Source organism: Pseudomonas sp. Seg1 (assembly GCF_018326005.1).
GTDB lineage: Bacteria > Pseudomonadota > Gammaproteobacteria > Pseudomonadales > Pseudomonadaceae > Aquipseudomonas.
This window is the reverse complement of the sequence record NZ_AP021903.1, coordinates 6,295,674-6,321,296: the sequence shown is the minus strand read 5'-3', so window position 1 is coordinate 6,321,296 and position 25,623 is coordinate 6,295,674. Positions and strand designations below refer to the sequence as shown.

General features: G+C 61.0%; 25 protein-coding genes and 1 pseudogene. 16 read left to right on the top strand and 10 right to left on the bottom strand.

Annotation, left to right across the window (positions count from 1 at the left end; translation table 11 throughout):
• Positions 1-31 precede the first annotated feature (31 nt).
• On the bottom strand, positions 32-1,426 hold the full coding sequence (gene argH / locus KI231_RS28485; protein ID WP_008084559.1) for an argininosuccinate lyase: 1,395 nt from the start codon (positions 1,424-1,426) through the stop codon (positions 32-34).
• Between the two features lie 335 nt (positions 1,427-1,761).
• On the opposite strand from argH, the pseudogene KI231_RS30455 reads away from it, so the two are divergent.
• From KI231_RS30455 to rsd, 8 genes and pseudogenes are all read left to right on the top strand, one after another.
• Positions 1,762-1,902 (top strand): annotated as a pseudogene (locus KI231_RS30455) (sensor histidine kinase); the annotation flags it as partial.
• Positions 1,899-2,645 (top strand): LytR/AlgR family response regulator transcription factor, encoded by a 747-nt coding sequence (locus KI231_RS28480; RefSeq protein WP_103302550.1) that lies wholly within the window; start codon positions 1,899-1,901, stop codon positions 2,643-2,645. The pseudogene KI231_RS30455 and the gene KI231_RS28480, both read left to right, overlap by 4 nt.
• A gap of 138 nt (positions 2,646-2,783) precedes the next feature.
• Positions 2,784-3,725 carry a hydroxymethylbilane synthase gene (hemC, locus tag KI231_RS28475; protein ID WP_213026933.1) on the top strand — a complete coding sequence of 314 codons (942 nt, stop codon included), beginning with the start codon at positions 2,784-2,786 and terminating at the stop codon, positions 3,723-3,725.
• Positions 3,722-4,489, top strand: coding sequence for a uroporphyrinogen-III synthase (locus tag KI231_RS28470; protein ID WP_213026932.1), 768 nt, complete (start codon positions 3,722-3,724; stop codon positions 4,487-4,489). The genes hemC and KI231_RS28470 overlap by 4 nt, the downstream gene beginning before the upstream one ends.
• 16 nt (positions 4,490-4,505) lie before the next feature.
• Positions 4,506-5,648, top strand: a complete 1,143-nt coding sequence (locus tag KI231_RS28465; RefSeq protein WP_103302547.1) for a uroporphyrinogen-III C-methyltransferase — start codon at positions 4,506-4,508, stop codon at positions 5,646-5,648.
• The gene (locus KI231_RS28460; RefSeq protein ID WP_213026931.1) at positions 5,645-6,883 is read left to right on the top strand and encodes a heme biosynthesis protein HemY; all 1,239 of its coding nucleotides are present in this window, start codon (positions 5,645-5,647) and stop codon (positions 6,881-6,883) included. The genes KI231_RS28465 and KI231_RS28460 overlap by 4 nt, the downstream gene beginning before the upstream one ends.
• 218 nt (positions 6,884-7,101) lie before the next feature.
• Positions 7,102-7,653 (top strand): disulfide bond formation protein B, encoded by a 552-nt coding sequence (locus KI231_RS28455; RefSeq protein WP_103302545.1) that lies wholly within the window; start codon positions 7,102-7,104, stop codon positions 7,651-7,653.
• 178 nt (positions 7,654-7,831) lie between these two features.
• Complete coding sequence (gene rsd, locus KI231_RS28450; protein ID WP_103302544.1) at positions 7,832-8,290, top strand: sigma D regulator; 459 nt, start codon at positions 7,832-7,834, stop codon at positions 8,288-8,290.
• Between the two features lie 58 nt (positions 8,291-8,348).
• Here the strand turns inward: rsd and KI231_RS28445 are convergent, their stop codons facing one another.
• On the bottom strand, positions 8,349-9,014 hold the full coding sequence (locus tag KI231_RS28445) for an FKBP-type peptidyl-prolyl cis-trans isomerase (RefSeq protein WP_103302543.1): 666 nt from the start codon (positions 9,012-9,014) through the stop codon (positions 8,349-8,351).
• Positions 9,015-9,206: 192 nt separating this feature from the next.
• On the opposite strand from KI231_RS28445, the gene KI231_RS28440 reads away from it, so the two are divergent.
• Complete coding sequence (locus KI231_RS28440; RefSeq protein ID WP_213026930.1) at positions 9,207-10,406, top strand: AlgP family protein; 1,200 nt, start codon at positions 9,207-9,209, stop codon at positions 10,404-10,406.
• On the opposite strand, the gene KI231_RS28435 is transcribed toward KI231_RS28440, so the two are convergent.
• Entirely contained in the window at positions 10,403-10,864 is a 462-nt protein-coding gene (locus tag KI231_RS28435; RefSeq protein ID WP_213026929.1) for a TIGR02444 family protein, read from the bottom strand. The genes KI231_RS28440 and KI231_RS28435 overlap by 4 nt on opposite strands.
• 50 nt (positions 10,865-10,914) lie before the next feature.
• Here KI231_RS28435 and KI231_RS28430 point away from each other — a divergent pair, with 50 nt between their 5' ends.
• The 3 genes from KI231_RS28430 (at position 10,915) to KI231_RS28420 (ending at position 14,237) form a co-directional block, all read left to right on the top strand.
• A complete protein-coding gene (locus tag KI231_RS28430; protein ID WP_103302540.1) occupies positions 10,915-12,825 on the top strand; it encodes an ATP-binding cassette domain-containing protein in 1,911 nt (636 codons plus the stop codon).
• Positions 12,825-13,406 (top strand): mechanosensitive ion channel family protein, encoded by a 582-nt coding sequence (locus KI231_RS28425; protein WP_213026928.1) that lies wholly within the window; start codon positions 12,825-12,827, stop codon positions 13,404-13,406. Before KI231_RS28430 ends, KI231_RS28425 begins: the two co-directional genes overlap by 1 nt.
• A 198-nt stretch (positions 13,407-13,604) precedes the next feature.
• The gene (locus tag KI231_RS28420; protein ID WP_103302538.1) at positions 13,605-14,237 is read left to right on the top strand and encodes a LysE family transporter; all 633 of its coding nucleotides are present in this window, start codon (positions 13,605-13,607) and stop codon (positions 14,235-14,237) included.
• A gap of 194 nt (positions 14,238-14,431) precedes the next feature.
• Here KI231_RS28420 and KI231_RS28415 read toward each other — a convergent pair whose 3' ends face one another.
• The 5 genes from KI231_RS28415 to KI231_RS28395 all read right to left on the bottom strand — a co-directional run bounded on the left by KI231_RS28415 (position 14,432) and on the right by KI231_RS28395 (position 19,187).
• Positions 14,432-15,175: a penicillin-binding protein activator LpoB gene (locus KI231_RS28415; protein WP_213026927.1), complete on the bottom strand. Its 744-nt coding sequence runs from the start codon at positions 15,173-15,175 to the stop codon at positions 14,432-14,434.
• Between the two features lie 3 nt (positions 15,176-15,178).
• Complete coding sequence (lpoB, locus tag KI231_RS28410; RefSeq protein WP_103302536.1) at positions 15,179-15,766, bottom strand: penicillin-binding protein activator LpoB; 588 nt, start codon at positions 15,764-15,766, stop codon at positions 15,179-15,181.
• A 36-nt stretch (positions 15,767-15,802) separates the two neighbouring features.
• Positions 15,803-16,177 (bottom strand): YcfL family putative periplasmic lipoprotein, encoded by a 375-nt coding sequence (locus KI231_RS28405; RefSeq protein WP_011336502.1) that lies wholly within the window; start codon positions 16,175-16,177, stop codon positions 15,803-15,805.
• Positions 16,178-16,192: 15 nt separating this feature from the next.
• Positions 16,193-17,587 carry a COG3014 family protein gene (locus tag KI231_RS28400; protein WP_103302535.1) on the bottom strand — a complete coding sequence of 465 codons (1,395 nt, stop codon included), beginning with the start codon at positions 17,585-17,587 and terminating at the stop codon, positions 16,193-16,195.
• 208 nt (positions 17,588-17,795) lie between these two features.
• Positions 17,796-19,187 (bottom strand): COG3014 family protein, encoded by a 1,392-nt coding sequence (locus tag KI231_RS28395; RefSeq protein ID WP_213026926.1) that lies wholly within the window; start codon positions 19,185-19,187, stop codon positions 17,796-17,798.
• 178 nt (positions 19,188-19,365) lie between these two features.
• Here KI231_RS28395 and KI231_RS28390 point away from each other — a divergent pair, with 178 nt between their 5' ends.
• The 3 genes from KI231_RS28390 (at position 19,366) to KI231_RS28380 (ending at position 22,810) form a co-directional block, all read left to right on the top strand.
• A complete protein-coding gene (locus KI231_RS28390) occupies positions 19,366-20,265 on the top strand; it encodes a LysR family transcriptional regulator (protein ID WP_213026925.1) in 900 nt (299 codons plus the stop codon).
• A gap of 85 nt (positions 20,266-20,350) precedes the next feature.
• Positions 20,351-22,246: an FTR1 family protein gene (locus KI231_RS28385; RefSeq protein WP_213026924.1), complete on the top strand. Its 1,896-nt coding sequence runs from the start codon at positions 20,351-20,353 to the stop codon at positions 22,244-22,246.
• Positions 22,247-22,354: 108 nt separating this feature from the next.
• Positions 22,355-22,810, top strand: coding sequence for a YaiI/YqxD family protein (locus KI231_RS28380; RefSeq protein ID WP_213026923.1), 456 nt, complete (start codon positions 22,355-22,357; stop codon positions 22,808-22,810).
• Positions 22,811-22,965: 155 nt separating this feature from the next.
• Here the strand turns inward: KI231_RS28380 and elbB are convergent, their stop codons facing one another.
• Positions 22,966-23,634: an isoprenoid biosynthesis glyoxalase ElbB gene (elbB, locus tag KI231_RS28375; protein ID WP_103302530.1), complete on the bottom strand. Its 669-nt coding sequence runs from the start codon at positions 23,632-23,634 to the stop codon at positions 22,966-22,968.
• A gap of 115 nt (positions 23,635-23,749) precedes the next feature.
• On the opposite strand from elbB, the gene KI231_RS28370 reads away from it, so the two are divergent.
• A complete protein-coding gene (locus tag KI231_RS28370) occupies positions 23,750-24,985 on the top strand; it encodes a sterol desaturase family protein (RefSeq protein ID WP_213026922.1) in 1,236 nt (411 codons plus the stop codon).
• On the opposite strand, the gene KI231_RS28365 is transcribed toward KI231_RS28370, so the two are convergent.
• A complete protein-coding gene (locus tag KI231_RS28365; protein ID WP_103302528.1) occupies positions 24,966-25,616 on the bottom strand; it encodes a DedA family protein in 651 nt (216 codons plus the stop codon). The two genes, KI231_RS28370 and KI231_RS28365, sit on opposite strands and share 20 nt — an antisense overlap.
• Between the last annotated feature and the right edge of the window lie 7 nt (positions 25,617-25,623).

Sequence of the window (25,623 nt, the reverse complement as noted above, 5' to 3'; positions counted from 1 at the left end):
CCCTGTGGGAGCTGGCTTGCCAGCGATGCTTTTAGCGGCTGGCGATCAGTGCCTGACCACGAACCACGGCTGCCTTGACCTGCGCCGGCGCGGTGCCGCCGATATGGTCACGGGCATTCACCGAGCCTTCCAGGGTCAGCACGGCAAACACGTCCTGTTCGATCTGGTCGCTGAACTGACGCAATTCTTCCAGGCTCATCTCGGCCAGATCCTTGCCAGTGTCGACGCCGTACTTCACCGCGTGGCCAACGATTTCGTGACAGTCACGGAACGGCAGGCCGCGACGTACCAGGTAGTCCGCCAGGTCGGTCGCAGTAGAGAAACCGCGCAGTGCTGCTTCGCGCATGATTGCGTGTTTCGGCTTGATCGCCGGGATCATGTCAGCGAACGCACGCAGCGAATCGCGCAGGGTGTCGGCGGCGTCGAACAGCGGTTCCTTGTCTTCCTGGTTGTCCTTGTTGTAGGCCAGTGGCTGGCCTTTCATCAGGGTCAGCAGGCCCATCAGTGCACCGAACACACGGCCAGTCTTGCCACGCACCAGCTCTGGCACGTCCGGGTTTTTCTTTTGCGGCATGATCGAGCTGCCGGTGCAGAAGCGATCCGGCAGATCGATGAACTGGAACTGCGCGCTGGTCCATAGCACCAGCTCTTCGGAGAAACGCGACAGGTGCATCATCGCGATGCTCGCAGCCGAGCAGAATTCGATGGCGAAGTCGCGATCGGACACGTTGTCCAGCGAGTTGCCGCCGACGGCGTCGAAGCCCAGCAGCTGTGCGGTGTATTCACGGTCGATCGGGTAAGTGGTGCCGGCCAGCGCGGCGCTGCCCAACGGCATGCGGTTGGTGCGCTTGCGGCAGTCGACCAGACGCTCGTAGTCGCGGCTGAGCATTTCGAACCAGGCCAGCATGTGGTGCCCGAAGGTCACGGGTTGTGCGGTCTGCAAGTGGGTGAAGCCCGGCATGATGCTCGCGGCTTCGCGCTCGGCCTGCTCCAGCAGGCCTTTTTGCAGACGGGTGATTTCGGCGAGGATCAGATCGATTTCGTCACGCAGCCACAGGCGGATGTCGGTAGCGACCTGGTCGTTGCGGCTACGCCCGGTGTGGAGTTTCTTGCCGGTGACGCCGATGCGGTCGGTCAGGCGTGCTTCGATGTTCATGTGCACGTCTTCGAGGTCGATGCGCCAGTCGAACTGGCCAGCCTCGATTTCACCCTGAATGGTGTTCAGGCCGTCGATGATGCTGTCGCGCTCGGCATCGGTCAGCACGCCGACCTTGGCCAGCATGGTGGCGTGGGCGATCGAGCCCATGATGTCGTGGCGATACAGGCGCTGGTCGAAAGTGACGGAGGCGGTGAAGCGGGCGACGAAGGCGTCGACGGGTTCACTGAAGCGGCCGCCCCAGGACTGATTGGTCTTGTCAGTGCTCATGAATTCGCTCGTATCGGCTTGAAGAAAGAAGGCGTGAAACGCTGGCGCGGATAATAACAGGGTTGCCAATCCTGTCGCTGACACCGGTCGATACGTTTTTTTCTCATCGTGTCCTTCATAGTCAGCGTGTTCCCCGGGGGAATTTGCGTAAGGATATTTTTCGATTGAGCAATATCGGCCCGACGAACGTCTACAGTTGGACATAAGGGTCGGTGCAAGTCGGATCGCGCAAAGGTCTGGCTGCCGACTATAAGAAGAGGGGGGTGGGTGTATTGTCCTTGGGCAAACCCCGCGCAAAGCGCAGGAAACAGCGGGCTTCGAGCAGTACGACCCGGACACTGGCAAATATTGCTGGCCGACGTACGGCACTTTTTGGCGCTCGGGCTAGTCTTAGCGTGGATCGCGGTGACGGACGTCACTTCACCTGTCTACGCTATCCTTGTGCGAGACTCACGCAGGAATCCAGCGCAATATGAATGTCCTGATCGTTGATGACGAACCACTGGCTCGCGAGCGCCTTAGCCGAATGGTGAGCGAGCTCGAGGGTTACACAGTCCTGGAGCCCAGCGCCACGAATGGCGAAGAGGCGTTGGCGCTGATCGACAGCCACAAGCCGGATATCGTGCTGCTCGATATCCGCATGCCGGGCCTGGATGGCCTGCAGGTCGCTGCCCGTCTGTGCGAGCGTGAAACGCCGCCTGCCGTGGTGTTTTGCACCAGTCCCGATGAATTTGCCGTGGAAGCCCTGCAGGCCAGCGCCGTGGGCTATGTGGTGAAACCCGTGCGAACCGAACATCTGCATGACGCCTTGAGAAAGGCTGAACGTCCCAATCGGGCGCAACTCTCGGCCCTGACCCGTCCCGCCGCTGAAAGCGGCAATGGCCCGCGCAGTCACATCAGTGCGCGTACCCGCAAAGGCATTGAACTGATCCCGCTGGATCAGGTGGTCTATTTCATCGCCGACCACAAGTACGTGACCTTGCGCCATGAAGCCGGCGAAGTGCTGCTGGACGAGCCGCTCAAGGCCCTCGAAGACGAATTCGGCGAGCGCTTTGTGCGCATCCACCGCAATGCGCTGGTCGCCCGTGACCGCATCGAACGTCTGCAACGTACGCCGCTGGGGCATTTCCAGTTGTTCCTCAAAGGCCTTAATGGTGATGCGCTGATCGTCAGCCGTCGGCATGTGGCGGGTGTGCGCAAGATGATGCAGGGCCTGTAACCCGGTCTTCCCGGGCGATTCTTCAGTCTATTCACCAGGCATCGCAGGCCAGGGAGGCCGCGCCGTTTCTGATTCAAGTCAAAGTGGATTTGGCTGAGCTGTTATTATCCGCCGTATCTATTCAGTACGGATTGATCCATGTCCTCTCGCGAAATCCGCATCGCCACCCGTAAAAGTGCGCTGGCCCTCTGGCAGGCCGAATACGTCAAAGCCCGTCTGGAAGCGGCCCATCCGGGCTTGCTGGTGACGCTGGTGCCCATGGTCAGTCGCGGCGACAAGTTGCTCGATTCGCCACTGTCGAAAATCGGCGGCAAGGGACTGTTCGTCAAGGAACTGGAAACCGCGCTGCTGGAAAATGAAGCGGACATTGCCGTTCACTCGATGAAAGACGTGCCCATGGACTTCCCTGTAGGCCTCGGTCTGTTCTGCATCTGCGAGCGCGAAGACCCGCGTGATGCCTTCGTTTCCAATACCTATGCAAGCCTTGAAGCGTTGCCGGCCGGCAGCATCGTTGGCACCTCCAGCCTGCGTCGTCAGGCACAGTTGCTGACCCGTCGGCCGGACCTCGAAATCCGTTTCCTGCGCGGCAACGTCAATACCCGTCTGGCCAAGCTGGATGCCGGTGAGTACGACGCGATCATCCTCGCGGCGGCCGGCCTGATCCGTCTCGGTTTCGAAGACCGCATCACCTCGGCCATCAGCGTCGATGACAGTCTGCCGGCCGGTGGCCAGGGCGCAGTCGGCATCGAATGCCGCAGTGCCGACACTGAAATTCACGCCTTGCTGGCGCCGCTGCATCACGCTGATACTTCTTCGCGGGTGACCGCTGAACGTGCGCTCAACAAGCATTTGAATGGTGGCTGCCAAGTGCCGATCGCCTGCTACGCGGTGCTCGAAGGCGAGCAATTGTGGTTGCGCGGTCTGGTCGGCGAGCCGAGTGGCGGTCGTTTGATCAGCGCCGAAGCCCGCGCGCCACGCGCCGATGCCGAAGCGCTGGGTGTGAAGGTTGCCGAAGACTTGCTCGGCCAGGGCGCCGAAGAAATTCTCAAGGCAGTCTATGGCGAGGCAGGTCACGAGTGATCGGTTGGCGCCTGCTGCTGACGCGCCCTGCGGATGACTGTGCGGCGCTTGCCGCGACGTTGGCCGCCGAGGGGGTTTCCAGCAGTTGCCTGCCGCTTTTGGAAATCGCGCCGCTGCCGGTCTCTGACAAAATATGTCAGGCGATCGCGCGCTTGCCGAGTTGTAGCGCGGTGATTGTGGTCAGCAAGCCGGCGGCACGCATTGCGGTGGAACTGCTCGACGCTCAAGGGTTGCAGTCGCTGGCGATGCCGTGGTTCAGCGTCGGCGCGGCGACGGCGCAGATTCTTCAGGATCGTGGCCTCGACGCACATTTCCCGGACGGCGGTGATGACAGCGAGGCTTTGCTGCAATTACCGAGTCTGCGCGAGGCTGTCACTCAGCCCGGTTCGCAGGTGTTGATCCTGCGCGGGGTGGGCGGCCGCGAGTTGCTCGCCGAGCGCCTGCGCGAGCTTGGTGCTAGTGTCGAGTATCTGGAATTGTATCGACGTGACTTGCCAGCCTACGCGCCGCAAGCACTGCCACGACGGATCGAAGCGGAACGCTTGAACGGGCTGGTGGTCAGCAGTGGACAGGGTTTCGAGCACTTGCGTCAGTTGGCCGGCGATGCCTGGCCGACGATTGCGCGGTTGCCGTTGTTTGTTCCAAGCCCAAGAGTTGCCGAGCTGGCACATGCCGCCGGGGCTCAAACAGTTGTGGATTGCCGCGGCGCGAGTGCCGCGGCTTTGCTGACGGCGTTACGGGAGCATCCCGTGCCCGTTCTCTAATGCAAAGGATGGATACGTGAGCGAAACAGCCTTGCCAAAAGATGACGTCCAACCGGTGATTGATGCACAGGTTGAAACTCCACTGCCGGCCAAAGAGCCGCGCCGAGGCAATGGCCTGGCCATCGTCGCCCTGTTGCTCGGTGCTGCCGGTGTTGCGATCGGTGGCTGGGGAGTCTGGCAGGTGCGTCACCTGCAAACCAACACCCAACAGCAGTCGGGTCAGGTGCAGGCGTTGAACGATCAGGCGCAAAGCCTGAAGCTCAACGAGCAGCGTCTGACCGAGCGCCTCGCGCAGTTGCCGGGGGCTGACGAACTCGCCGAACGCCAGCGTCTGGTGACGCAGCTTCAAGGCGATCAACAGCGCCTCAATCAGCGTCTGGAAACTGTCCTCGGCGCCAGCCGCAAGGACTGGCGTCTGGCCGAAGCCGAACACTTGCTGCGTCTGGCCAGCCTGCGTCTTTCGGCGTTGCAGGACATCAGCAGCGCCCAGGCCTTGGTGCAGGGCGCCGACGAAATCCTCCGAGAACAGAACGATCCCGGTTCCTTCGCTGCCCGTGAGCAAGTGGCGAAAACCCTGGTCGCGCTGCGCAGCACCGAGCAGCCGGATCGCACCGGATTGTTCCTGCGTCTGGGCGCGCTGCGTGATCAGGTCATCGACCTGACCGAACTGGCGCCGGAATACAAGGATCGCGGCGAGTCGCTGCTCGGCCTGACCGCCGATGGTGATGGCGCGAGTCGCTGGGCGCAGTGGTGGGACAAGGTTTCTCGCTACATTCGCATCGATTTCAACGCCGACAAGAATGTGAAGCCGCTGTTGGCCGGGCAGAGCCTGAGCCAGGTGCGTCTGGCCCTGAGCCTGGCGCTGGAGCAGGCACAGTGGGCGGCGCTCAACGGTCAGGCGGCGGTCTACACCCAGGCGCTGACCGAGGCGCGTGACGTGCTCAAAGGCAACTTCAATCCGGACAATCCGCAAAGCAAAGTGATGCTCGAACAGGTGGGTGAGCTGAGCAAGGAACCGGTCACGGTCAAGACTCCGGATCTGACCGGCACTTTGAGTGCGGTGCAGGCCTACCTCGAGCGGCGTAACGTCAACGCCGAAGAGTCGGTGAAACCCTTCGCCAAACCTGCTGCCAACACTGCGCAGGAGGCCACGCCATGAAACGCCTCTATGTGATCGTGTTTCTGGTGATCGCGGCGACGGCGGCGCTGGGCCTGGCGATTGCCGAGCATTCCGGTTACGTGCTGGTCGCCTACAAGTCCTTCCGTTATGAGTCGAGCCTGTGGGCGACGTTGGCGCTGATCGCGGTGTTGTGGTTGCTGATCTGGGGCATCAAGGCCCTGGTCGAGCTGGTCACGGCGTCCACCGGGGTGGTCAATCCATGGTCGCGGCGCAACCGCAGCCGGCGCGTGCAAGTGGCTATCGAACACGGTCAACTGGATCTGGCCGAAGGTCGCTGGGCCAGCGCCCAGCGTCATTTGTACCGGGCCGCCGAAGCCGAACGCCAACCGCTGCTGTATTACCTCGGCGCCGCCCGCGCGGCGAACGAGCAAGGCAATTACGAAGAATCCGATCACCTGCTGGAGCGTGCGCTGGAGCGTCAGCCACAGGCGGAGTTGGCGATTGCCTTGAGCCACGCACAGTTGCAGACCGACCGGGGCGATACCGACGGCGCGCTGGTGACATTGCAGGCCATGCATGAACGCCATCCGCACAATGTGCAGACGCTGCGCCAATTGCACCGTCTGTATCAGCAGCGCGGTGATTGGTCGGCGGTGATTCGTCTATTGCCGGAACTGCGCAAGGACAAGGTCTTGCCGGCCACTGAACTGGCTGAGCTTGAGCGCCGCGCCTGGGGTGAAAACCTGTCGCTGGCGGCGCAGCGCGAGGAGGATGGCTCGGTGGGCGTGCAGTCGCTTGATCGGGCTTGGCAACAACTCACTTCGGCGCAACGTCAGGAACCGCCGCTGGTGCTGGCCTATGCCGAACAGCTGCGTCAGTTGGGCGCGCAAGTGCAGGCGGAAGAAGTGCTGCGCACGGCACTCAAGCGCAGGTACGACAGCCATCTGGCGCGTCTGTATGGCCTGGTGCGAGGCAGTGATCCGGCGCGTCAATTGCAGACCGCTGAAGGCTGGCTCAAGGATCATCCGAATGATCCGAGCCTGCTGCTGACCCTGGGGCGTCTGTGTCTGCAAACCAGTCTGTGGGGCAAGGCACGGGATTATCTGGAAAGCAGTCTGCGCGTGCAGCGTAATCCGGAAGCCTGTGCAGAGCTGGCACGTTTGCTCGCTCAATTGGGTGATACCGAGCGCAGCAATCAGTTGTTCCAGGAAGGTCTCGGCTTGCTGGATGAGCGCTTGCTGGCAGCACCGTTGCCAGTCCCGGCTCGCGTCTGAAGTCACGAGGGAGATTGCTCCCTCGTTCATCCTTGATGCACGAAAATTCACCTTCCTTGGGTGTCTGGGGCGAAGTCCTACAGCGTGCTACACCTTTTCCTCCTGAACCTGTCGGGTTTTCCCTACACCTCTGGTGAACTGTCGGCAGGGCCTTGCCTTGAAAGGCTGACACGCTTTCCTCTACCGTAACCGCCTGTCTCTAAAGTTACGGAAAAGCCATGTCGTTGGCCTGCTCACGCTCCTTGTTCTTCATGGTTTTCACTGCGGGTGCCTTTGCTCTGGGAGCTTCCTATTATCTTGAATACGTGGTCGGCCTGACGCCGTGCAGTTTGTGCCTGGTGCAGCGGCTGTTCCTGACGTTGCTGTGCGCATCCTGCGGTCTGGCGGCGGTGCACGGCCCCGGTCGTGGCGGCTTGTGGCTTTACTGGCTACTCGCGCTGGGCGCGAGTCTGGGTGGCACCACCGCAGCCTGGCGGCAAGTGTTGATCCAGAGTGATCCGGTGCTGCAATTGATCAGATGTACCCCGGATCCGCAGACGCTGTTTAGCGGGCTGCCCTGGATCTGTGCGTTGCAAAAGATGTTTGACGGTGGTGCCGATTGCGCCGAAATCTCCTGGACGCTGTTCGATCTGAGCATCCCGGAGTGGAGCCTGTTGTTCTTTGTCGCGGTGTCGATTCTTGCCGTGTATCAATTGTTGCGCCTGCTCTGGAACGCCTTGCAGCGACCGCTCAGCGGCGAAGCGTCGCACCGGGCGCCGCTGCGGGATTAAACACTTGTATGAACTTTATCTCCTGCGTACCTTGAAGCCATAAGCGTGCGGGCATAATCTGGCCCGCACGTGTCATTGGATTTATGTTGCTCGATGACGCTCTGCCCGATCGCCCCCAAGCCAAAAAGAGAGGGCGCGGGTGTAGAGCAGCATGACCCACAAGGGAAGAGAGATCGCCATGCTCGAAAGTTGTCAGAATGCTCAGGAACGTTGGGGTGGGGTTCATCTGCTGATCGACCGCTGGTTGCAAGAGCGTGAAGAGCTGATCGGCGCCTACGACAACCTCGGTGCACAACCTCAGGCGTTGTCCGAGAACCGCAAACCCTTGCAGGAGTTCTGCGGCGTGCTGGTCGATTACGTTTCGGCCGGGCACTTCGAAATCTACGAACAGCTGACTGGCGAAGCCAAGGCGTTCAACGACAAGCGTGGCCTGGAGCTCGCCGAGACGATCTATCCGCGTATCGACGTCATCACCGAGAAGCTGCTCGCCTTCAATGACCTTTGCGATGAAGGCAAATGCGTTGCCGAGAAATTCAAGGAGCTCGGTGGCCTGCTTCACGAACGCTTCGAACTGGAAGATTGCCTGATTGAAGTGCTGCACACAGCACACAAGGAAGAAGATCCGGTGCAGGCCTGATCCTTTTTTCTGATCAAAAAAACGGTGCGCCCAAAGCGCACCGTTTTTTATTGCCTGCTCAACTCGTCGCGCCACGCAACTCCACTTCAAATACCAGTGGTGTAAACGGTGCAATCAAGTCCCCGGCACCGTCGGCGCCATAGGCCTGATCCGATGGAATCACCAGCCGCCATTTCGCACCCACCGGCATGTTTTGCAGGGCTGTACGCCAGCCGGCAATCACGCTGTCGAGATTGAACCATTGCGGCTGAGTGTTCTGATCGAACACCGTGCCGTCGGGCAACCGACCGATGTACAACACCTGCACTTTTCCATCCGGCCCGGCTTTGGCGCCAGTGCCCGGTACCAGTTCGGTCAGAAGGATGCCGTCGGCCAGTTCCTTGACGCCCGGTTTGGCTTTTTCAGCGGTCAGAAAACGCTGTTCGTTTTCCATCGCGGCGTCGCTCGAAGGCTGTGCGGAGTGCTCGGCATTTTGCGCTTCATGATCGGCCAGAATCTGCTCGATACGTGCCTCGCTCAGCGCCAGTGGCTTGCCTTGATAGGCCTGTTGCAAACCATCAATCAGTGCCTGGATCTGTAACTGCGGAACCTCTTGGCGCAGCCGTTCACCCAGACTTGCACCAAGGCTGTAAGCCAGATCATGTGCATCGTTCGCGGTGGTTTTTTCGTCAGCGTGGGCGGCCGAAAAGATCATGCAGAGGGATAAAAAAAGGTAGCGCGACATGGGCACTCTCCGTCCTGAGATGCGGAGGATTATGCCAGCGCGAACGTCTGCAACGGTGAACTGCTTTTGACTTCGTGCAGAACATTTTCACTTCGTTGCAACGCAACCGTTTCGATACTGTCAAGATGACCTAGCGGCGGTAACTGCAGAGGTCTAGTATGAGCCGCACTCACGTCAGCCAGGAGGTAAACCATGTCGGCCACCAAGAAGCCTGTAAATACTCCGTTGCACTTACTCCAACAACTCTCGGGCAGCTTGCTCGAGCATCTGGAAAACGCTTGCTCCCAAGCCTTGGCTGATGCTGAAAAACTGCTCGCCAAACTGGAAAAGCAACGCGGCAAGGCGCAAGAAAAACTGCACAAATCCCGCACCAAATTGCAGGACGCAGCGGCCGCCGGTAAAGCCAAGGCGCAGACCAAGGCCAAAGGCGCAGTGAAAGAACTGGAAGACCTGCTCGATGCGTTGAAGGATCGTCAGTCCGACACTCGCAGCTACATTCTGCAACTCAAGCGCGACGCCCAGGAAAGCCTGAAACTGGCCCAGGGTGTTGGTCGCGTTCAAGAAGCCGTGGGTAAAGTATTGTCCACTCGCGCAGCCAAACCGGCAGCGGCACCAGCGAAGAAAGCAGCTGCAAAACCTGCTGCGGCCAAAGCCCCGGCGAAAACCGCAGCGGCCAAACCGGCTGCTAAAACTGCAGCCAAACCTGCGGCCAAAGCACCGGTGAAAGCGGCTGCCAAACCTGCTGCCAAAACCGCTGCAAAACCTGCAGCGAAAAAACCGGCTGCCGCGAGTGCTGCAAAACCGGCGGTTAAAACCACCGCTGCAAAACCAGCGGCCGCCAAGCCAGCTGCCAAACCTGCCGCAGCAAAACCTGCTGCAAAACCAGCCGCTGCCAAAGCAGCTCCAGCGAAAACCGCAGCCGCCAAACCTGCCGCTAAACCCGCTGCCAAAGCTTCGGCAAAACCAGCGGCAAAACCTGCTGCTAAACCCGCCGCTGCCAAACCAGCCGCCAAGACTGCTGCCAAACCGGTTGCAGCCAAACCAGCTGCAAAAGCGCCTGCCAAGCCGGCTGCCAAACCAGCCGTGAAAGCCGCCGCCAAACCGGCAACCAAGCCTGCCGCGAAACCGGCCGCCGCTGCCAAGCCAGCGACTGCTGCCGCCAAGCCTGCTGCTGCTAAACCAGCTGCCAAGCCAGCCGCAAAACCAGCCGTGAAAAAGCCAGCCGCTGCCAAACCAGCCGCCGCCAAACCGGCAACCGCGCCAACGGCCAAGCCTGCCACGCCGGCAACTCCGGCTGCACCGGCACCTGCCGCCTCTACCTCGACCCCTTCGACTGCGCCAACGCCAGCCGCCGTGTCGAGCGTCACCAGCAACCCGACCAGCGCTTCCTAAGTGCCGGTTGCCGCGACGCGCAGCACTTGCAGCGCGTCGCGGTTCGGACTGGCCGTCGCACCGGCCAAGTCTTCCAGCCAGGTGTTGGAACCTGCGCCGTTTCGCGTCCACTCCTGCGCCAGACCCTCAAGCCGTGACAGCAACGCTCGCTCAGCCTCAAGCTCTAGTGATTTGATCTGCTCGCGCATGCCTTTCAGCACCGCATCATCAATCGCCCGCGCTTTCCATTGCATGCGCATTGCTCGCAGCGGCTGCACCACCTCGACATCCCAAGGCTCGGTCAACGCCTGAAGCAGCCGTACGCGTTGTTCATCGCACGTCACCCCGCGTTGCTCCAGCCATAAACCGCACAACAGCAGACACACATTGGCCCCCGCCGTTTGCAGTTGCAGGCAGGCGTCTTCCACGCCCGGGCGGGCGTAAGTGGCAAGGGAAAAGCTCCACAGGTCAGAGGACATCGTGCTACTCGCGCCAGTTGTGAGCGAAGCTGGTAGACTCCGCCGCCATTATGATCCGACTTCAGAACCTGACTTTACAGCGTGGCCCGCAACGTCTGCTAGAAGACGCCGAGCTGACCCTGCACGCCGGCCACAAAGCCGGCCTCATCGGTGCCAACGGCGCCGGCAAATCCAGCCTGTTCGCCTTGATTCGGGGTGAGCTGCACCCTGATTCGGGTGACTGCTATTTGCCGGCCGACTGGCGCATCGCTCACATGCGCCAGGAGATCGAGACGCTCGAGCGTCTTGCCGTCGACTATGTGCTCGACGGCGACCTGCGTCTACGCGAGGTGCAACGTGACCTCGCGGCCGCCGAAGCAGCGCATGACGGTGCCGCTCAGGCCCGTCTGCACGCCGAGCTCGACAGCGCCGACGGTTACACCGCCGATGCGCGAGCGCGCAAGTTGCTCGCCGGTCTGGGTTTCACCAACGAGCAGATGGATCGTCAGGTCGGCGATTTCTCCGGTGGCTGGCGGATGCGCCTGAATCTGGCGCAGGCCTTGATGTGCCCATCGGACCTGTTGTTGCTCGACGAACCGACCAACCACCTGGACCTCGACGCGATCATCTGGCTCGAAGAGTGGCTGAAAAGCTACCCGGGCACCTTGCTGCTGATTTCCCACGACCGTGATTTCCTCGACGAAGTCGTCGATCACGTCGCCCATGTCGATCAGCGCAAAATCACTTTGTATCGCGGCGGCTACACCGCGTTCGAACGCGCCCGTGCCGAGCGTCTGGCCCAGCAACAACAGGCTTACGAGAAGCAGCAGGCGCAACGTGCGCACATGGAAAGCTACATCGCCCGCTTCAAGGCCCAGGCCACCAAGGCCCGTCAGGCGCAGAGCCGGATCAAGGCGCTGGAGCGTATGGAAGAGCTGTCGGCGGCCCACGTCGATTCGCCGTTCGACTTTGTGTTCCGCGAGTCGACCAAGATCTCCAGCCCGCTGATCGACTTGTCCGATGCACGTCTCGGCTACGGCGATAAAACCATCCTGGAGAAGGTCAAGCTGCAACTGACCCCAGGTGCGCGGATCGGCCTGCTTGGTCCGAATGGCGCGGGTAAATCGACGCTGATCAAGAACCTCGCCGGCGAGCTGTCACCGATCGCCGGGCGCCTGACCCGTGGCGAGAACACCGTGGTCGGCTACTTCGCCCAACATCAGTTGGACTCGCTGGACGCCAAAGCCAGTCCGCTGCTGCACTTGCAGCGCTTGGCGCCAACCGAACGTGAGCAGACCCTGCGCGACTTCCTCGGCGGTTTCGACTTCCGTGGCGCGCGCATTGATGAGCCGGTGCTGAATTTCTCCGGTGGTGAAAAGGCGCGACTGGCCTTGGCATTGATCGCCTGGGAACGGCCGAACCTGCTGCTGCTCGACGAACCGACCAACCACCTCGATCTGGAAATGCGCCTGGCGCTGACCATGGCGCTGCAGGAATTCAGCGGTGCGGTACTGGTGGTGTCTCACGATCGTCACTTGCTCAAGAGCACCACCGATAACTTCTACCTGGTCGCTGACGGCAAGGTTGAAGAGTTCGATGGCGACCTCGAAGACTATGCGCGCTGGCTGGTCGAATACCGTCAGCGCAACGCGCCGGTCAGCAACACCCCGGTCAATCCGGACAAGACCGACAAGAAGGCGCAGCGTCAGGCTGCTGCTGCGTTGCGTCAGCAATTGGCGCCGCACAAGCGCGAAGCCGACAAGCTGGAAGCCGAACTGGGCAAGCTCCACGAGAAACTCGCCAAGGTCGACGCCAGCCTCGGCGACAGCGACATCTACGAGCCGGCGCGCAAGAACGAATTGCGTGATCTGCTGGCCGAGCAGGCCAAGCTGAAGGTTCGCGAAGGCGAACTGGAAGAGGCGTGGATGCAAGCCCTGGAAACGCTGGAAAGCATGCAGGCGGAGCTGGAGGCGCTGTCCTGATGGAAGCGTTCAAGCTGCCGCTGCCGGCGATGTGGGTCGAGCCGATCTGGCTCGGCGTACAGATTCTGCTGATTCTGTTGGCCGGTTACATTGCCCAGCGCTTTGTCGCCAAATGCCTGACCCGTCTGGGTGAGCGTTATCCGTTCCCGCCGCAGTTGCTGATGCCACTGCGAGGCGTGCTGCGCTGGCTGATCATGGGCAGTGCGGTGATTTTTGTGCTCGAGCGCCTCGGTGTTTCGGCCACGGTGTTGTGGACGGCGTTGTCCGGTTTTGTTGCCGTGGCGGCGGTGGCGTTCTTCGCGATGTGGAGTGTGCTGTCGAACCTGCTCTGCGCGATTCTGATCTTCACCGTCGGGCCGTTTCGCCTGGGGGATATCGTCGAGTTGGTCGACACCACGGACAAGCCCGGTGTGAAGGGGCGAGTGGTGGCGATCAATCTGCTCTACACCACGCTGATCGAGGCTGAGGAACTGGGCACCGGTAGCGCGATGGTGCAGGTGCCGAACAGTTTGTTCTTCCAGCGCTCGGTGCGGCGTTGGCGCGGGACGGATGTGTTTCCGTCGAGCGGCTTCGAGAAGTAGATTTCGGGGCGTCTGTTCTGACGCTTTCGCGAGCAGGCTCGCTCCCACATTTGAAATGCGTTTCCCTGTGGGAGCGAGCCTGCTCGCGAAAAGGTCCACCAGCCGTGATTGCTGCACCATCCTGCAAAAAATTAATGGTCAACCATTCCAAACCGCATTAGCTTGGACGTCTGTGACGATTCAGAGTCGAGGTGTGCGATGGAGCTTCAAACATGGCTGGCGTTTTTCGCCGCCTGCTGGGTGATCAGTCTTTCTCCGGGCGCCGGCGCTATTGCGTCGATGTCCAGCGGTCTGCAATACGGCTTTTGGCGTGGCTACTGGAACGCCCTGGGCCTGCAAATCGGCCTCGCGGTGCAGATTGCAATTGTTGGTGCCGGTGTCGGCGCGATTCTCACTGCTTCGGCCACCGCGTTTCATGCGATCAAATGGTTCGGCGTGGCCTATCTGGTGTATCTGGCGATCAAGCAATGGCGCGCACTGCCCATGGACATGAGCGATGACGCGGCAGTACGGCCAATCGGCAAGCCGCTGGCGCTGGTGTTCCGTGGCTTTTTGGTGAACATCAGCAACCCCAAGGCACTGGTGTTCATGCTGGCGGTGCTGCCGCAGTTCATCAATCCGCATGCACCGCTGTTGATCCAGTACGTGGTGATCGGCGTGACCATGATCGCCGTTGACCTGGTCGTCATGGCCGGCTACACCGGACTGGCGTCGAAAGTGCTGCGCCTGCTGCGCACGCCAACGCAGCAGAAACGCATGAACCGCACCTTTGCCGGTTTGTTCATTGGCGCGGCGGCGTTTATGGCGACATTGCGTAAAGCGGCGGTCTAAAAGCCCCGGCCAGAAAAAAGGCGACCTCGTGAGGTCGCCTTTTTTATTGCCCTTTCTGGAGTGAGCTTTTGTGGCGAGGGGATTTATCCCCGTTGGCTCGCGCAGCGGGCCCTCTTGATCTTAAAAGAAAGGGCCGCTTCGCAGCCCAACGGGGATAAATCCCCTCGCCACAGGAAAGCATTTCTCCAAATCAATCAGCGCAAGATCACCGGCGCAGTATCACGCGGCAGATTGTTGCGCTGCGGCGCTTCACGCGGCTGCTCGTAGCCGCCACCACCGAGCTGTTGGCTCAGTTGCCCGGCGACGTCTTCGCCCAGCGCCTTCGACACTTCACGCACCACCCGTGGGCGGTTCAGCGAGATCTTGATGTCGCGGCCGTTCACCAGTTTGGTGTCCTGCGCTTCACCCATTGCCGTGAAGGCCGAAGTGATTTCGAAGGTCTTGGTGTTGATCAGGCTGAAATCCGCCACCAGCGTCAGGCCCAGTACCGCCGAATAGCTGTCGGTGTGCGCCAGCTCGTTCATGTCCTGGGTGAAGTCGATGTCCGACACCGTGCCAAACAGTACGTAGTCGGCGCCTTTGAAGTTGCCGGCCTTGATGCGTTTGATCACGTCATAGACATCGCCCTTGGACGACGCGGTGTACGGCGTGCCCTGCACCAGCTGAAACATGCCGGTACGCAGAATTTCACCCTTGATGTCGCCGGTGAATTTGCGCAGCTCGCCCTGTTCGATGTAGCTGGTGGTCGCTTCGATCTCGTTGTAGCTCGAAGAACCGCTGGCGCTGTAGTAACTCTCGCGATGATTGCTCTGGGCCGAAACGATGTGGATGTATTGCTCCACACGCTCCTGGTACGCCAGATCCGTCACCGCGACTTTCGGGGCCGCTTGCGCGCCAAACGCGCAAGCCAGGGCCATCATGCCAATCCATGCGCGCATCGATTAACGCTCCGTGGTTTTGCGGATCTCTTTTTCGTCCATCCACTCGGCCAGACCGCTTTCCACGTCAATCAATTGCAGGCTGAATTTGTAGAAGACGTCTTTGTAATCGCTGCTGCGCTTGACGATCGAGCTGATCGAGCCTTCGATGCGGTACTTGGCAGCCACCATGTTGCCGGTCTTGGCCACGGTGCTCTTCTTGTACAGACCGCTCTGGTTTTGCAGCTTCAGCTGGTCAACCTGGCTCTGCATCGCATTGTTGTCGCTGGCAAAACGCGCAACGCCGGTTTTCATCAGCTGGGTCTTGATGCTGGTGGTGATTTCGCGGGTATCGATGTACTCGCTGGTCTTGTTTTTCACGTCGTAGACCTGAACCACAGGACGGTTCTGCAGAATGCCGGACTGAGCCAGCGAGCGGGTCATCGACTCGGCGATCATTTGCAGGTCGGTCGAACCGAATTCGTTGGTCACGGTTTCAACCGCTTTGGTGTCGCCGTAGCTGATGTTCTTGCTGCCCAGGGTCGGCGAGGTGTTGGCGCAGCCGGAGGCCAGCAGGGCGATAACGGCGATGCAGGAAAAGCGTACAAACATGGCAGTGTTCTCTAAATCAGAAATAGGGTGGCGGGCTTACGGCGTCTTGAGTTCCAGACGGAAGTCCACGGCTTTCGGGGTCGGGGCGATGCCCTGGATGAAGCTGGTCTGGGCGCCATACATCATCTGGCTCTTCCAGACTTCTTCCTCGGCAATCGGGAAACCTTCCGGGCCGAGCCAGGCGAAGCGGTAGTAGAACGTCTTGTTGCTGTTGAGGGTGTTGCTCAACTGCACGTTGACGGTCATGAAACCGTTTTCGCGGGCGACGCGCATGGCGCCGACGACGATGTGTTTCTGCGGCCCCATGGCCACGACTTTGCTCGCGGCGCTGCCCGGCTCAGGTGGCGGCGGGGTGGCGCAGCCGCTCGCCAGCAAGGCGAGGGCGGCGACGGCGATGAGTTTGAAGCGCATGCAAAGACTCCGTTCTTAAGGTTGTTTGAGGCTGGCCACGTTGGTCGCGCCGGCGCTCGGGATGACATGGGCGGCGAGACCGCCAGCGAACACCTGATTGCCGACGGCACGCAGGCTGATCACTTGATAGCGCTGGTCAACGGTGACCTTGACCACCGAACCGCCCACGGCGCTCGGCAGGGTAACCTGATGCTCACCCTTTTTCAGGCGCAGACGCACCACTTGGGTGTTGTCCGGCAGGGTGCGCCACGTACGGGTATCGGCACCTTCGAGCACGGCTGAAGAAATACCGACCGCGAGACCTGCCAGCGGGTTGGTTTCGTTGATCTTCTTCTGCGCTACGCCTTTGGTGATCGCGCGCACGGTGGTGCGCACGATGATCCCCGGCATGTCATCGCGCAAGGCGCGGCGGGACATGGCGGTGGTGCTGTTGAGGGCGGTCAGATTGACCTGCTGGCCGTCGACACCGATCTGCGCGAATGGCGCGGTGGAGGTGTCAGCCTTGATGATCGGGAACGACAGCGGGGTGATCACCACGTTGTTGGAGATCGGCAACGGCAGCGGCACCCGAATCGAATCACGGGACGGCGCCAGGCCGCTTTGCACGACGATCAGGATGTCGCTGTCGTCGCTTTTGCTCGGCTTGTCGAGGTTGACCAGCGCCTGTTCCAGCAGCGGCGTGTTCGGGCGCAGTTCGGCTGCCTTGCGGTAGCCCGGCGCAGCCAGATCTTTTTCACCGAGGGCTTCATAGACGAAGCCGGCCAGGTAATGGCTGAACGCACTCTGGTAGCTGTTTTTCAGGCTGACCACTTCCGGCGCGTCGAGGCTGGCGACCGGATAGCCCTGCAGGTCCTTGTATTGAGTCTTGATGCCTTCTTTCTCGGCCTCTTCCTCGCTCTTGAGGTATTCCTTGTCACGCAGGTCGGCGATCACCGCTTCGCGTTCGTGAGTCTTCTTGATCGCGGTGCGTGCGCCGTCGAAGTCATTCACCGCCAGCAGGTTCAGGGCCATCTGCGTGGTCAGCATGACTTTTTCGTAGTCGTAACCTTCGTAGCGGCGAACCTTGTCGTTGACGACGAAGCTGCCGAACTGAGCGAGGTATTTGCCGGTGTCGAGCTTGACCGAATCTTCCCACTGACCGACCACTACATCGGCGCTGGTCCAGGCGTTCTGGCTGCCGGACAGGTCGCCCTTGGCGCGCAGCAGTTCACCTTTCTCGAAGTAATAGAGCAGGTCTTTGTCAGGGCCGGTGTTGTTCTTTTCCAGCAAGGTCAGCGCGGCGTCGACGTTGCCGGAGGCCAGTTGCTGGTTGGTCTGTGCCAGTTCGGAGTCGTAGTTGCGAAACGCCGAACAGCCGGACAGCAGAGTGACGGCGCTGAGCGCGATCAGAGTGGGAGCGCGGAATGCCATGGGGGTACTTCTTCCCTGGAGTAACTACAGCCGCGGATGCTGGTCGGGCTGGTGTGACCCATCGACAGTGGCGTTGGCCTCCTGCCAATTCCTCATAACCAGAGGAGCTTTAATGCCGTTTCGCAATAGCGAGGGCGCGGCATTATAGGCGGGCGGTGCTGGCTATGTAATAGCTTTTTAATTGCATTTGTTAGTTTCGTGCCATTAGTTATTTCAGGCCGGATACGCGGTTGACCGCAGAAGCACCGGGCTGAAAAGCGCTGCCATTCGCGAAGATACGGTCTCCCAGCACGCGCAGGCCAATCATCTGACGGTTCTGATCGATACGGATTTTCAGCGGCGCAGTGGCATTCGGCAGGCTGATCAGGTGATCGCCCTTTTTCAGGCGCAAACGCGCGACCTGTGTGAGATTGGGCAGGGTGCGCCAAGTGCGTGTATCGGCCTGCTCGAAACCATCCCAGTGAGTCACGTATGAGGCCTTGCTCGGATCGCGGCGATTGTCGGTGCCCTGAACGTCTGCTGCGAGGAATGCCCGGTAGGTGGTGCGCTGAATAATCCCCGGCATATCGTCACGCAACGTCCGCAAGGACATGTCAGTGATGTTGTTGACCGCGATCAGCTTTTTCTGGCGCCCGTCGATGCTGACCTGGCTGATTGGCTGGGTGGAGGTGTCGGGCACCATCACCGGGAAGGAGATATTGGCAACGATGACTTGCCCGTCCGCCAGCTTCACCGGGTAGGGCACACGCACCGAACTGCGCGCGGGCGCCAGGCCACTTTGCACGATGATCAGCACGTCGCTTTCGTCGGCTTTGAGTCCGGGGCTGTCGAGGTCGCGTAATGCTTGCTGGAAAAACGCCATGTCCGGGCGCAGCTCAATGGCCTGACGATAACCCGGTGCCGCGAGATCCTTTTCACCCAGCGCTTCGTAGGTGAACCCGGCGAGATAGTGGCTGAACGCACTCTGATAACCGTTTTTCAACGCAATGACGGCGGGCGAATCGAGCATGACTACCGGGTAACCTTGCAGATCCTTGTAGTGCACGCGCGCGCCCTGAGCCTTGGCCGCTGCTTCGACGCGTTCGTATTCCAGTTCTCGCTGACGGGCGATCAGCGTTTCCCGCTCATGGGTTTTCTTGATGTCGGCCCGGGCGCCGTCGAAGTCATTCGCGGACAACTGGTTGAGGGCCATTTGCGTGGTCAGCATGACCTTTTCGTAGTCGTAGCCATCGTAACGGCGAATCTTGTCGTTGATGATGCCGCCCCAGTGATCGCCCATCGCGGCGAGCAATTTATCGCCGGTGGTTTCGATAGTGTCCTGACGCTGAATGATCATCTGTTCGGCACTGCGCCACGCCACCTGACTCTGCGGCAGCTCACCGCCGGCACTGAGGACTGCACCTTTCTCCAGGTAATAGAGCAAATCCTTTTCGGCATCGGGGTTGTGCGCTTCGATCAGTGCGAGTGAGGCGTCGACGTTGCCGGACTTGAGCTGGTCGGTGGTCTGTTGCAGTTCCAGGTCGTAATTGCGGTAAGCGCCGCATCCCGCCAGTTGCACAAGGGTCGCGATCATGAGGGGCAGCAACAGGCATTGGCGCATTGGAAGGGGTCATCCTTGAGCAGAAAAACGACAAGTCGACGCAGTATAGAGGTGAGTAGTGGCCATATGCTGCTCTGTTTTGCGCCGACACTTCGTGCCCTGCAACGGTTACAGGTGGGATGGCCGAGTGGATTGAGCTAGCCTTGGCCACCTGTCTTTCACTGAGTCCGGGACTTCAATGAATCAACTGCTGGCCATGCGTGCGTTTCGTTGCATCGTCGAGTGTCGCGGCTTCAGCGCCGCCGCCGAGCGACTCGACACCACGCACTCGACCGTTTCCCGGCAATTGCAGCAGTTGGAAACCGAGCTCGGCACGCGGTTGATCAACCGCAACACCCGGCGCTTCAGCTTGACCACCGCCGGGCAGCAGTATTACGCCGCGTGCGTGGACATTCTTGATCGACTGGATCAAGCCGCCATCGCAGTCGGTCAGGCCCATGAAAGTCCCAGCGGCGTCCTGCGTATCAGCGCACCGATGGTGATCGGCACGCTGGAGCTGGCGAACTGGCTCCCGGCGTTTCAGCAGCGTTACCCCGACATTGACGTCGATCTGTCCTGCGACGACCGCTTCGTCGATCTGATTGCCGAAGGTTTCGATGTTGCGCTGCGCATTTGCGGGCCACTGGCGGACTCGTCATTGGTGGCGCGATTGCTCACGGTCTCGGACATGTTGCTGGTGGCATCGCCGGCTTATGTGGCGCGCCATGGTCTGGTGCGTCAGGCCCGGGAGTTGACCGGGCATCAATTGTTGGCGTTTGCCGGTGGCAGCGACTGGTTGTTGTCCGATGCGCGCGGAGCAACCACGCCGCTCAGGGCACAAGGTCACTTCAAGGCGAACTCGATCAGCTCACTGCATGCTGCCGCGCTGGCCGGTGTCGGCATCGCCTCATTCACCCGGGCCACGGTGCAGGACGACTTGTTGAGCGGGCGGCTGGTGCAGATCCTGCCCAACTGCACCCTCGGCCAGCGGCATTATTACGCGCTGTATCCGCATGCCCGACATGTCGCACTGAAGGTCAAAGTGTTCGTTGATTTCATGACCGAGCATTACCGGAACCTGAGCACACCCACGCGTTAAAAACGCCGAAACGCCGACAAAGCTTGAGGGAAACGTGTTCGAAGTGAACAATATGTAACTTCGCATTTCCACTTGAGACCTCTTCATGACTGCCTCGTCCCGATTTCTGGCCTGGCTGGTGTTTCCGTTGTGCGCCCTGAGCAGCTTCAACCTGCTGGCCGATACCGTGGAAGGCGCACCGCAAGCGCTGCACCTGCTTGATTACATCAGCGCCGACTACCCGCAGACGGTCGCGGCGGGCAAAGTCGTCGACGACTCCGAATATCGCGAGCAGCTCGAGTTCACTCAGGCGCTGCAAGGCTTGATCGCCGACATGCCGGCCAAACCCGAGAAAGCGGCGCTGGAGCAGGGTATCGAAGCGCTGCACGCGGCGATCACGGCGAAGCAGGACGGCGCCGACGTTGCCCGTCAGGCCCGGCAACTGGGCGCACAACTGGCCGTGGCGTATGAAGTCAGCCAGGCGCCGATCATCACCCCAGATCCGACCCGTGGCGCGCCGCTGTATGCGCAAAACTGCTCGGTGTGCCACGGCGACAGCGGCGCCGGCGACGGTCCGGCAGGTCTGGGCATGACGCCAGCGCCGGCCAATCTGCGTGACGCGGCGCGTCTGGATCACCTGAGTCTGTACGCGATCTACAACACCCTCGGCCAAGGCGTCGAAGGCACCGACATGCCGGCGTTTGCCGATCAACTGGATGATCGTCAGCGTTGGGATCTGGCCACCTACATCGCCGGCTTCAGCGCCGACGCCGCGGCGGCCACCTCCGAGAAAACCTACAACATCGCCGATCTGGCTCGCCAGACGCCGGCCGAAGTGCAGGCCGCCGAAGGTCCGCAAGCCGCTGCGACGTTCCGTGCCCAACGTGCACAGCCGCCGCAGGTCAAACGCGGCCCGGCGCAGTTGCTCGACTACACCGCAGCAACCCTGGACAAGAGCCTCGCGGCTTACCGCGCCGGAGAACACGATCAGGCCTACGACCTGTCGGTAGCGGCGTATCTGGAAGGTTTCGAACTGGTTGAAAGTTCGCTGGATAACGTCGACGCCAACGTGCGCAAGGACACCGAGAAGTCGTTGATGGCTTACCGGCAGTCGTTGCAGGACGGCCTGCCGGTGGCGCAGGCCGAACAACGTCTGGACGCGGCGAAAGCCAAACTCAAAGAGTCCGCCGGGTTGCTCGGCAGCGATGGCCTGAGCTGGTCGCTGAGCTACATTTCCGGCCTGCTGATTCTGCTGCGTGAAGGTCTGGAAGCGATTCTGGTGCTGGCGGCGATCCTCGCGTTCCTGCGCAACACCGGTCAGCAATCGGCGGTGCGCAGCGTCAACGTCGGTTGGGGCCTGGCGTTGCTGGCCGGCCTCGGCACTTGGGCGCTGGCGGCGTACGTGATCGACGTCAGCGGTTCGCAACGTGAGCTTCTGGAAGGTGCGACGGCGCTGTTCGCCAGTGTGATGGTGTTGTGGCTCGGCGTGTGGATGCACGACCGTCGCCACGCAGCGGCCTGGCAGGATTACATCAAGAGCAGCCTGGTGGGCGGCGGCGGGCGTTTTGGTTTTGCGATTCTGGCGTTCTTCTCGGTCTATCGCGAACTCTTCGAAGTGATCCTGTTCTACGAAACCCTGTGGCTGCAGGCCGGTCCTGCCGGGCATGACGCGGTGCTCGCCGGTGGGGCGACGGCGCTGGTGCTGCTGGTCGGTCTGGCGTGGGTGATCCTGCGCGGTTCGGCGAAACTACCGCTGACACTGTTCTTCAGCATCAACGCCGCGCTGCTGTGCGCGCTGTCGGTGGTGTTTGCCGGGCATGGCGTGAAGGCGTTGCAGGAAGCCGGAATCTTCGGCACGCGGCCGGTGGCGTTCTTCGAGTTCGATTGGCTGGGGATTCACGCCGATGCCTATTCGCTGACGGCGCAGGCTGTGGCGATCCTGGCGATTGTTGTGTTGTACGGGCGCAGTTGGGTGGCCGAGAAGAAGCGGGTCACCGCTTAACCGCATTCGCTGCGCTCACATTCGCGGGCAAGCCCGCTCCCACAGGATTTGCGCGTAACCTGTGGGAGCGGGCTTGCCCGCGATGCTTTTTGGGAAGAGGAAAAGATGATGCGTGTATGGATCGATGCCGACGCCTGCCCTCGGCAGGCGAAGGATCTGGTGGTGAAGTTCGCCCTCAAGCGCCAGTTCGAGGTGGTGCTGGTGGCCGGGCAGCCGCAGACCAAACCGGGGCTGGCCATCGTCAAGCTGATCGTGGTGCCGAGCGGCCCGGATGCGGCGGACGATTATCTGGTCGAGCACGCGGTGCCTGGTGAGCTGGTGATCTGCAGCGATATCCCGCTGGCCGATCGGCTGGTGAAGAAGGGCGTGGCGGCGCTGGATCCGCGCGGCAAGGAGTTCGATGCGCAGAACATGGGCGAGCGCCTGGCCGTGCGCAACCTGTTCACCGATCTGCGTGAGCAGGGTCAGATGAGTGGCGGCCCCGCACCGTTCGGCGATCGCGAGAAGCAGGCGTTCGCCAATGCGCTGGACTGGATCATCACGCGTCTGACCCGCAAACCCTGAGCCTTACGAACGCTCGTTCCCATGCTCCGCGTGGGAACGCATCTTGGGACGCTCCGCGTTCCGGCCTCACCGCAAATGTACCGCCGAAGTGAGCAGGCGCGGAGCGCCTATGGCGGCATTCCCACGCAGAGCGTGGGAACGATCGTGCGGGAGAATCAGGCATCGTTCTCGTGGGTCAGTTCAAGTACGCGGTCGACGAGTTTGTTGATCCCCGACGCCGCTTCGCTGATGTTCTGCGCCAGCATGTACGCCGGGGTAGTCACCAGTTTGCGCGCCTTGTCTTCGACGATGTCGGTCACCGCGCAGTCTTCGTGAGTTGCGCCCATCTTGTTCATCGCCGTGGCGGTGTCGGCGTCATTGCCGATGGTGCAGGTCACGCCCGGGCCGTAGATCTTTGCCGCGAGTGCCGGCGAGATGCACATCAGACCGACCGGTTTGCCCGCTTCGGCGAACGCTTCGGCCAACGCCAGAACCTCAGGCTGCACGGTGCAACCAGCGCCCTCGACGGCGAAGTTTGAAAGGTTTTTCGCTGCGCCAAAACCGCCCGGCACGATCAGCGCATCGAAGTCGTCGACATCGGCCTCGCGGATGTCCTTGATGTTGCCGCGAGCGATGCGTGCCGATTCCACCAGCACATTGCGCGACTCGGGCATTTCTTCACCGGTCAGGTGATTGATCACATGCAATTGCGCGATGTTCGGCGCGAAGCACTGCACCTGCGCGCCGCGTTGATCGAGGCGCAGCAGGGTGATGACGCTCTCGTGGATTTCGGCGCCGTCGTATACGCCACTGCCGGACAGGATCACTGCAACTTTTTTGCTCATGGGTTTCTCTCCAGATTCATGGCGCTAAATGTCCACTAATTTGTCGCGTGTTGCCATAGGGTTAAGGGGCGGCTACACCTAGGATCTGTCCTTGGTATTCCAGTCAGGACGCGTCATGGACTTCATTCTGTATGCGGTGCCGTTTTTCCTGGTGTTGATCGCGGTGGAACTGATCGCCGACCGTTGGCGCGGGGTGAGCAACTATCGCCTGGCCGACGCGGTGAACAGCATCAGCACCGGAGTGCTGTCGACTACCACGGGCTTGCTGACCAAGGGCGTGGGCCTGGTGACCTATGCCTTTGCCCTTGATCATCTGGCGCTGTTCAGATTGCCGGTGGATAGCTCCTGGGTCTGGGTGTTTGCCTTCGTCCTCTATGACTTCTGCTACTACTGGCTGCACCGCATGGGGCATGAGCGCAACATCCTCTGGGCGGCGCACTCGGTGCATCACCAGAGCGAGGAGTACAACCTCTCCACTGCGTTGCGCCAGACCAGTACCGGGTTTCTGCTCGGCTGGATTTTTTACCTGCCGATGGCCGTGCTCGGCGTGCCGCTGCTGGTGTTCGTCAGCGTCGCGGCGCTGAACCTGCTTTATCAATTCTGGGTGCACACCAAGCACATTCCCAAACTCGGCTGGTTCGAGTGGTGCTTCGTCACGCCATCCAATCATCGGGCTCACCATGCACAGAACGCTCTCTACATGGATCGCAACTACGGCGGGGTGTTCATTCTTTGGGATCGGCTGTTCGGCACGTATCAAGAAGAGGACGACAACGAACCGGTGATTTTCGGCGTGACCACGCCGCTGGCGAGCTGGAATCCGCTGTGGGCCAATCTGCAGTTTTATACGCAGTTGTGGGATGACGCGCGGCGGGCCGAGAGTCGGTGGGACAAGCTGCGGATCTGGTTCATGCGCACGGGTTGGCGGCCGGCGGACGTCGCGGCGAAGTACCCGATGAGCAAACCGGATCTGACCCGGTTCCGTAAATTCGAAGTGCCGCTTGAGCGCCGCCAGCAGTGGTACGTGGCGCTGCAGTTCTGCGTCTATATCGCGTTGGGCAGTTACTTGATGAATCTGGAACACAGCCTGCCGATCGCCGCGTTGATGCTCGGCTGGGGCGCGGTGGCGTTCGGTGTGTTTGGGTTGGGCGTAACCCTGGAGAATCGCCCGTGGGCGCTGAAGGTAGAACTGCTGCGGCTGGCGTTGAACCTGCCATTGGTGTGGCTGGCGCCGCTGGTCGGGCTATGGCCGGCCAGCCCGTTGGTGTGGGCCGGCCTGCTCGGTTACAGCCTGCTCAGCGGCATCGGGCTGTATGGCTGTCGCCAGCGAATTACTCGGCTGGCGTCTTAGGTTCGGCGGCTTTGGCCTGTTCAGCCTGGTGCAGCTGTGCGGCTTTCGCGGCTTGCTCGTCGGCGTAGACCTGTTTCGCCAGACGGGCATTCTTGAAGCGACGACGCAGCCACAGGCCAACGCCCAGTACCAGCAACGCCCCGAGTACCCACAGCTCGTATTTCTTGATACTGCCGAGCATGCCTTCCAGCACCGCGCCGAAGTGATAAGCGGCGGCTGCCAGTGCGGTGGCCCAGATCGCCGCGCCAATCCCGTTGAGCAGCAGATAACGTCCCGGCGGATAACCCGACAGGCCGATCGCCACCGGCATCACCGTGCGCAAGCCATAAACGAAGCGGAAGCTCAGAACCCAGATGTCCGGATGCTTGCGGATGTGCTCCAGCGCGCGGTCGCCCATCAGCTGCCAGCGCGGTTTGCGTGCGAGCAATTTGCGCCCGTGCTTGCGGCCCAGGAAGTACCACAGCTGATCGCCGGCATAGCTGCCGAAGAACGCCACGACCACCACCAGGTTGATGTCCATGTAGCCACGGAACGCAAGGAAGCCCGCGAGCACCAGGATGGTTTCGCCTTCGAAGAACGTGCCGAGGAACAAGGCAAAGTAGCCAAAGTCATGCAGAAATTGTTGGAGCATTGTCTGG

What these genes read in the sequence shown, in the direction of transcription:
- argH (WP_008084559.1), bottom strand. Translation starts at nt 1,426, where the DNA reads ATGAGCACTGACAAGACCAATCAGTCCTGGGGCGGCCGCTTCAGTGAA.
- KI231_RS28480 (WP_103302550.1), top strand. Translation starts at nt 1,899, where the DNA reads ATGAATGTCCTGATCGTTGATGACGAACCACTGGCTCGCGAGCGCCTT.
- hemC (WP_213026933.1), top strand. Translation starts at nt 2,784, where the DNA reads ATGTCCTCTCGCGAAATCCGCATCGCCACCCGTAAAAGTGCGCTGGCC.
- KI231_RS28460 (WP_213026931.1), top strand. Translation starts at nt 5,645, where the DNA reads ATGAAACGCCTCTATGTGATCGTGTTTCTGGTGATCGCGGCGACGGCG.
- KI231_RS28455 (WP_103302545.1), top strand. Translation starts at nt 7,102, where the DNA reads ATGTCGTTGGCCTGCTCACGCTCCTTGTTCTTCATGGTTTTCACTGCG.
- rsd (WP_103302544.1), top strand. Translation starts at nt 7,832, where the DNA reads ATGCTCGAAAGTTGTCAGAATGCTCAGGAACGTTGGGGTGGGGTTCAT.
- KI231_RS28445 (WP_103302543.1), bottom strand. Translation starts at nt 9,014, where the DNA reads ATGTCGCGCTACCTTTTTTTATCCCTCTGCATGATCTTTTCGGCCGCC.
- KI231_RS28440 (WP_213026930.1), top strand. Translation starts at nt 9,207, where the DNA reads ATGTCGGCCACCAAGAAGCCTGTAAATACTCCGTTGCACTTACTCCAA.
- KI231_RS28435 (WP_213026929.1), bottom strand. Translation starts at nt 10,864, where the DNA reads ATGTCCTCTGACCTGTGGAGCTTTTCCCTTGCCACTTACGCCCGCCCG.
- KI231_RS28430 (WP_103302540.1), top strand. Translation starts at nt 10,915, where the DNA reads ATGATCCGACTTCAGAACCTGACTTTACAGCGTGGCCCGCAACGTCTG.
- KI231_RS28425 (WP_213026928.1), top strand. Translation starts at nt 12,825, where the DNA reads ATGGAAGCGTTCAAGCTGCCGCTGCCGGCGATGTGGGTCGAGCCGATC.
- KI231_RS28420 (WP_103302538.1), top strand. Translation starts at nt 13,605, where the DNA reads ATGGAGCTTCAAACATGGCTGGCGTTTTTCGCCGCCTGCTGGGTGATC.
- KI231_RS28415 (WP_213026927.1), bottom strand. Translation starts at nt 15,175, where the DNA reads ATGCGCGCATGGATTGGCATGATGGCCCTGGCTTGCGCGTTTGGCGCG.
- lpoB (WP_103302536.1), bottom strand. Translation starts at nt 15,766, where the DNA reads ATGTTTGTACGCTTTTCCTGCATCGCCGTTATCGCCCTGCTGGCCTCC.
- KI231_RS28405 (WP_011336502.1), bottom strand. Translation starts at nt 16,177, where the DNA reads ATGCGCTTCAAACTCATCGCCGTCGCCGCCCTCGCCTTGCTGGCGAGC.
- KI231_RS28400 (WP_103302535.1), bottom strand. Translation starts at nt 17,587, where the DNA reads ATGGCATTCCGCGCTCCCACTCTGATCGCGCTCAGCGCCGTCACTCTG.
- KI231_RS28395 (WP_213026926.1), bottom strand. Translation starts at nt 19,187, where the DNA reads ATGCGCCAATGCCTGTTGCTGCCCCTCATGATCGCGACCCTTGTGCAA.
- KI231_RS28390 (WP_213026925.1), top strand. Translation starts at nt 19,366, where the DNA reads ATGAATCAACTGCTGGCCATGCGTGCGTTTCGTTGCATCGTCGAGTGT.
- KI231_RS28385 (WP_213026924.1), top strand. Translation starts at nt 20,351, where the DNA reads ATGACTGCCTCGTCCCGATTTCTGGCCTGGCTGGTGTTTCCGTTGTGC.
- KI231_RS28380 (WP_213026923.1), top strand. Translation starts at nt 22,355, where the DNA reads ATGCGTGTATGGATCGATGCCGACGCCTGCCCTCGGCAGGCGAAGGAT.
- elbB (WP_103302530.1), bottom strand. Translation starts at nt 23,634, where the DNA reads ATGAGCAAAAAAGTTGCAGTGATCCTGTCCGGCAGTGGCGTATACGAC.
- KI231_RS28370 (WP_213026922.1), top strand. Translation starts at nt 23,750, where the DNA reads ATGGACTTCATTCTGTATGCGGTGCCGTTTTTCCTGGTGTTGATCGCG.
- KI231_RS28365 (WP_103302528.1), bottom strand. Translation starts at nt 25,616, where the DNA reads ATGCTCCAACAATTTCTGCATGACTTTGGCTACTTTGCCTTGTTCCTC.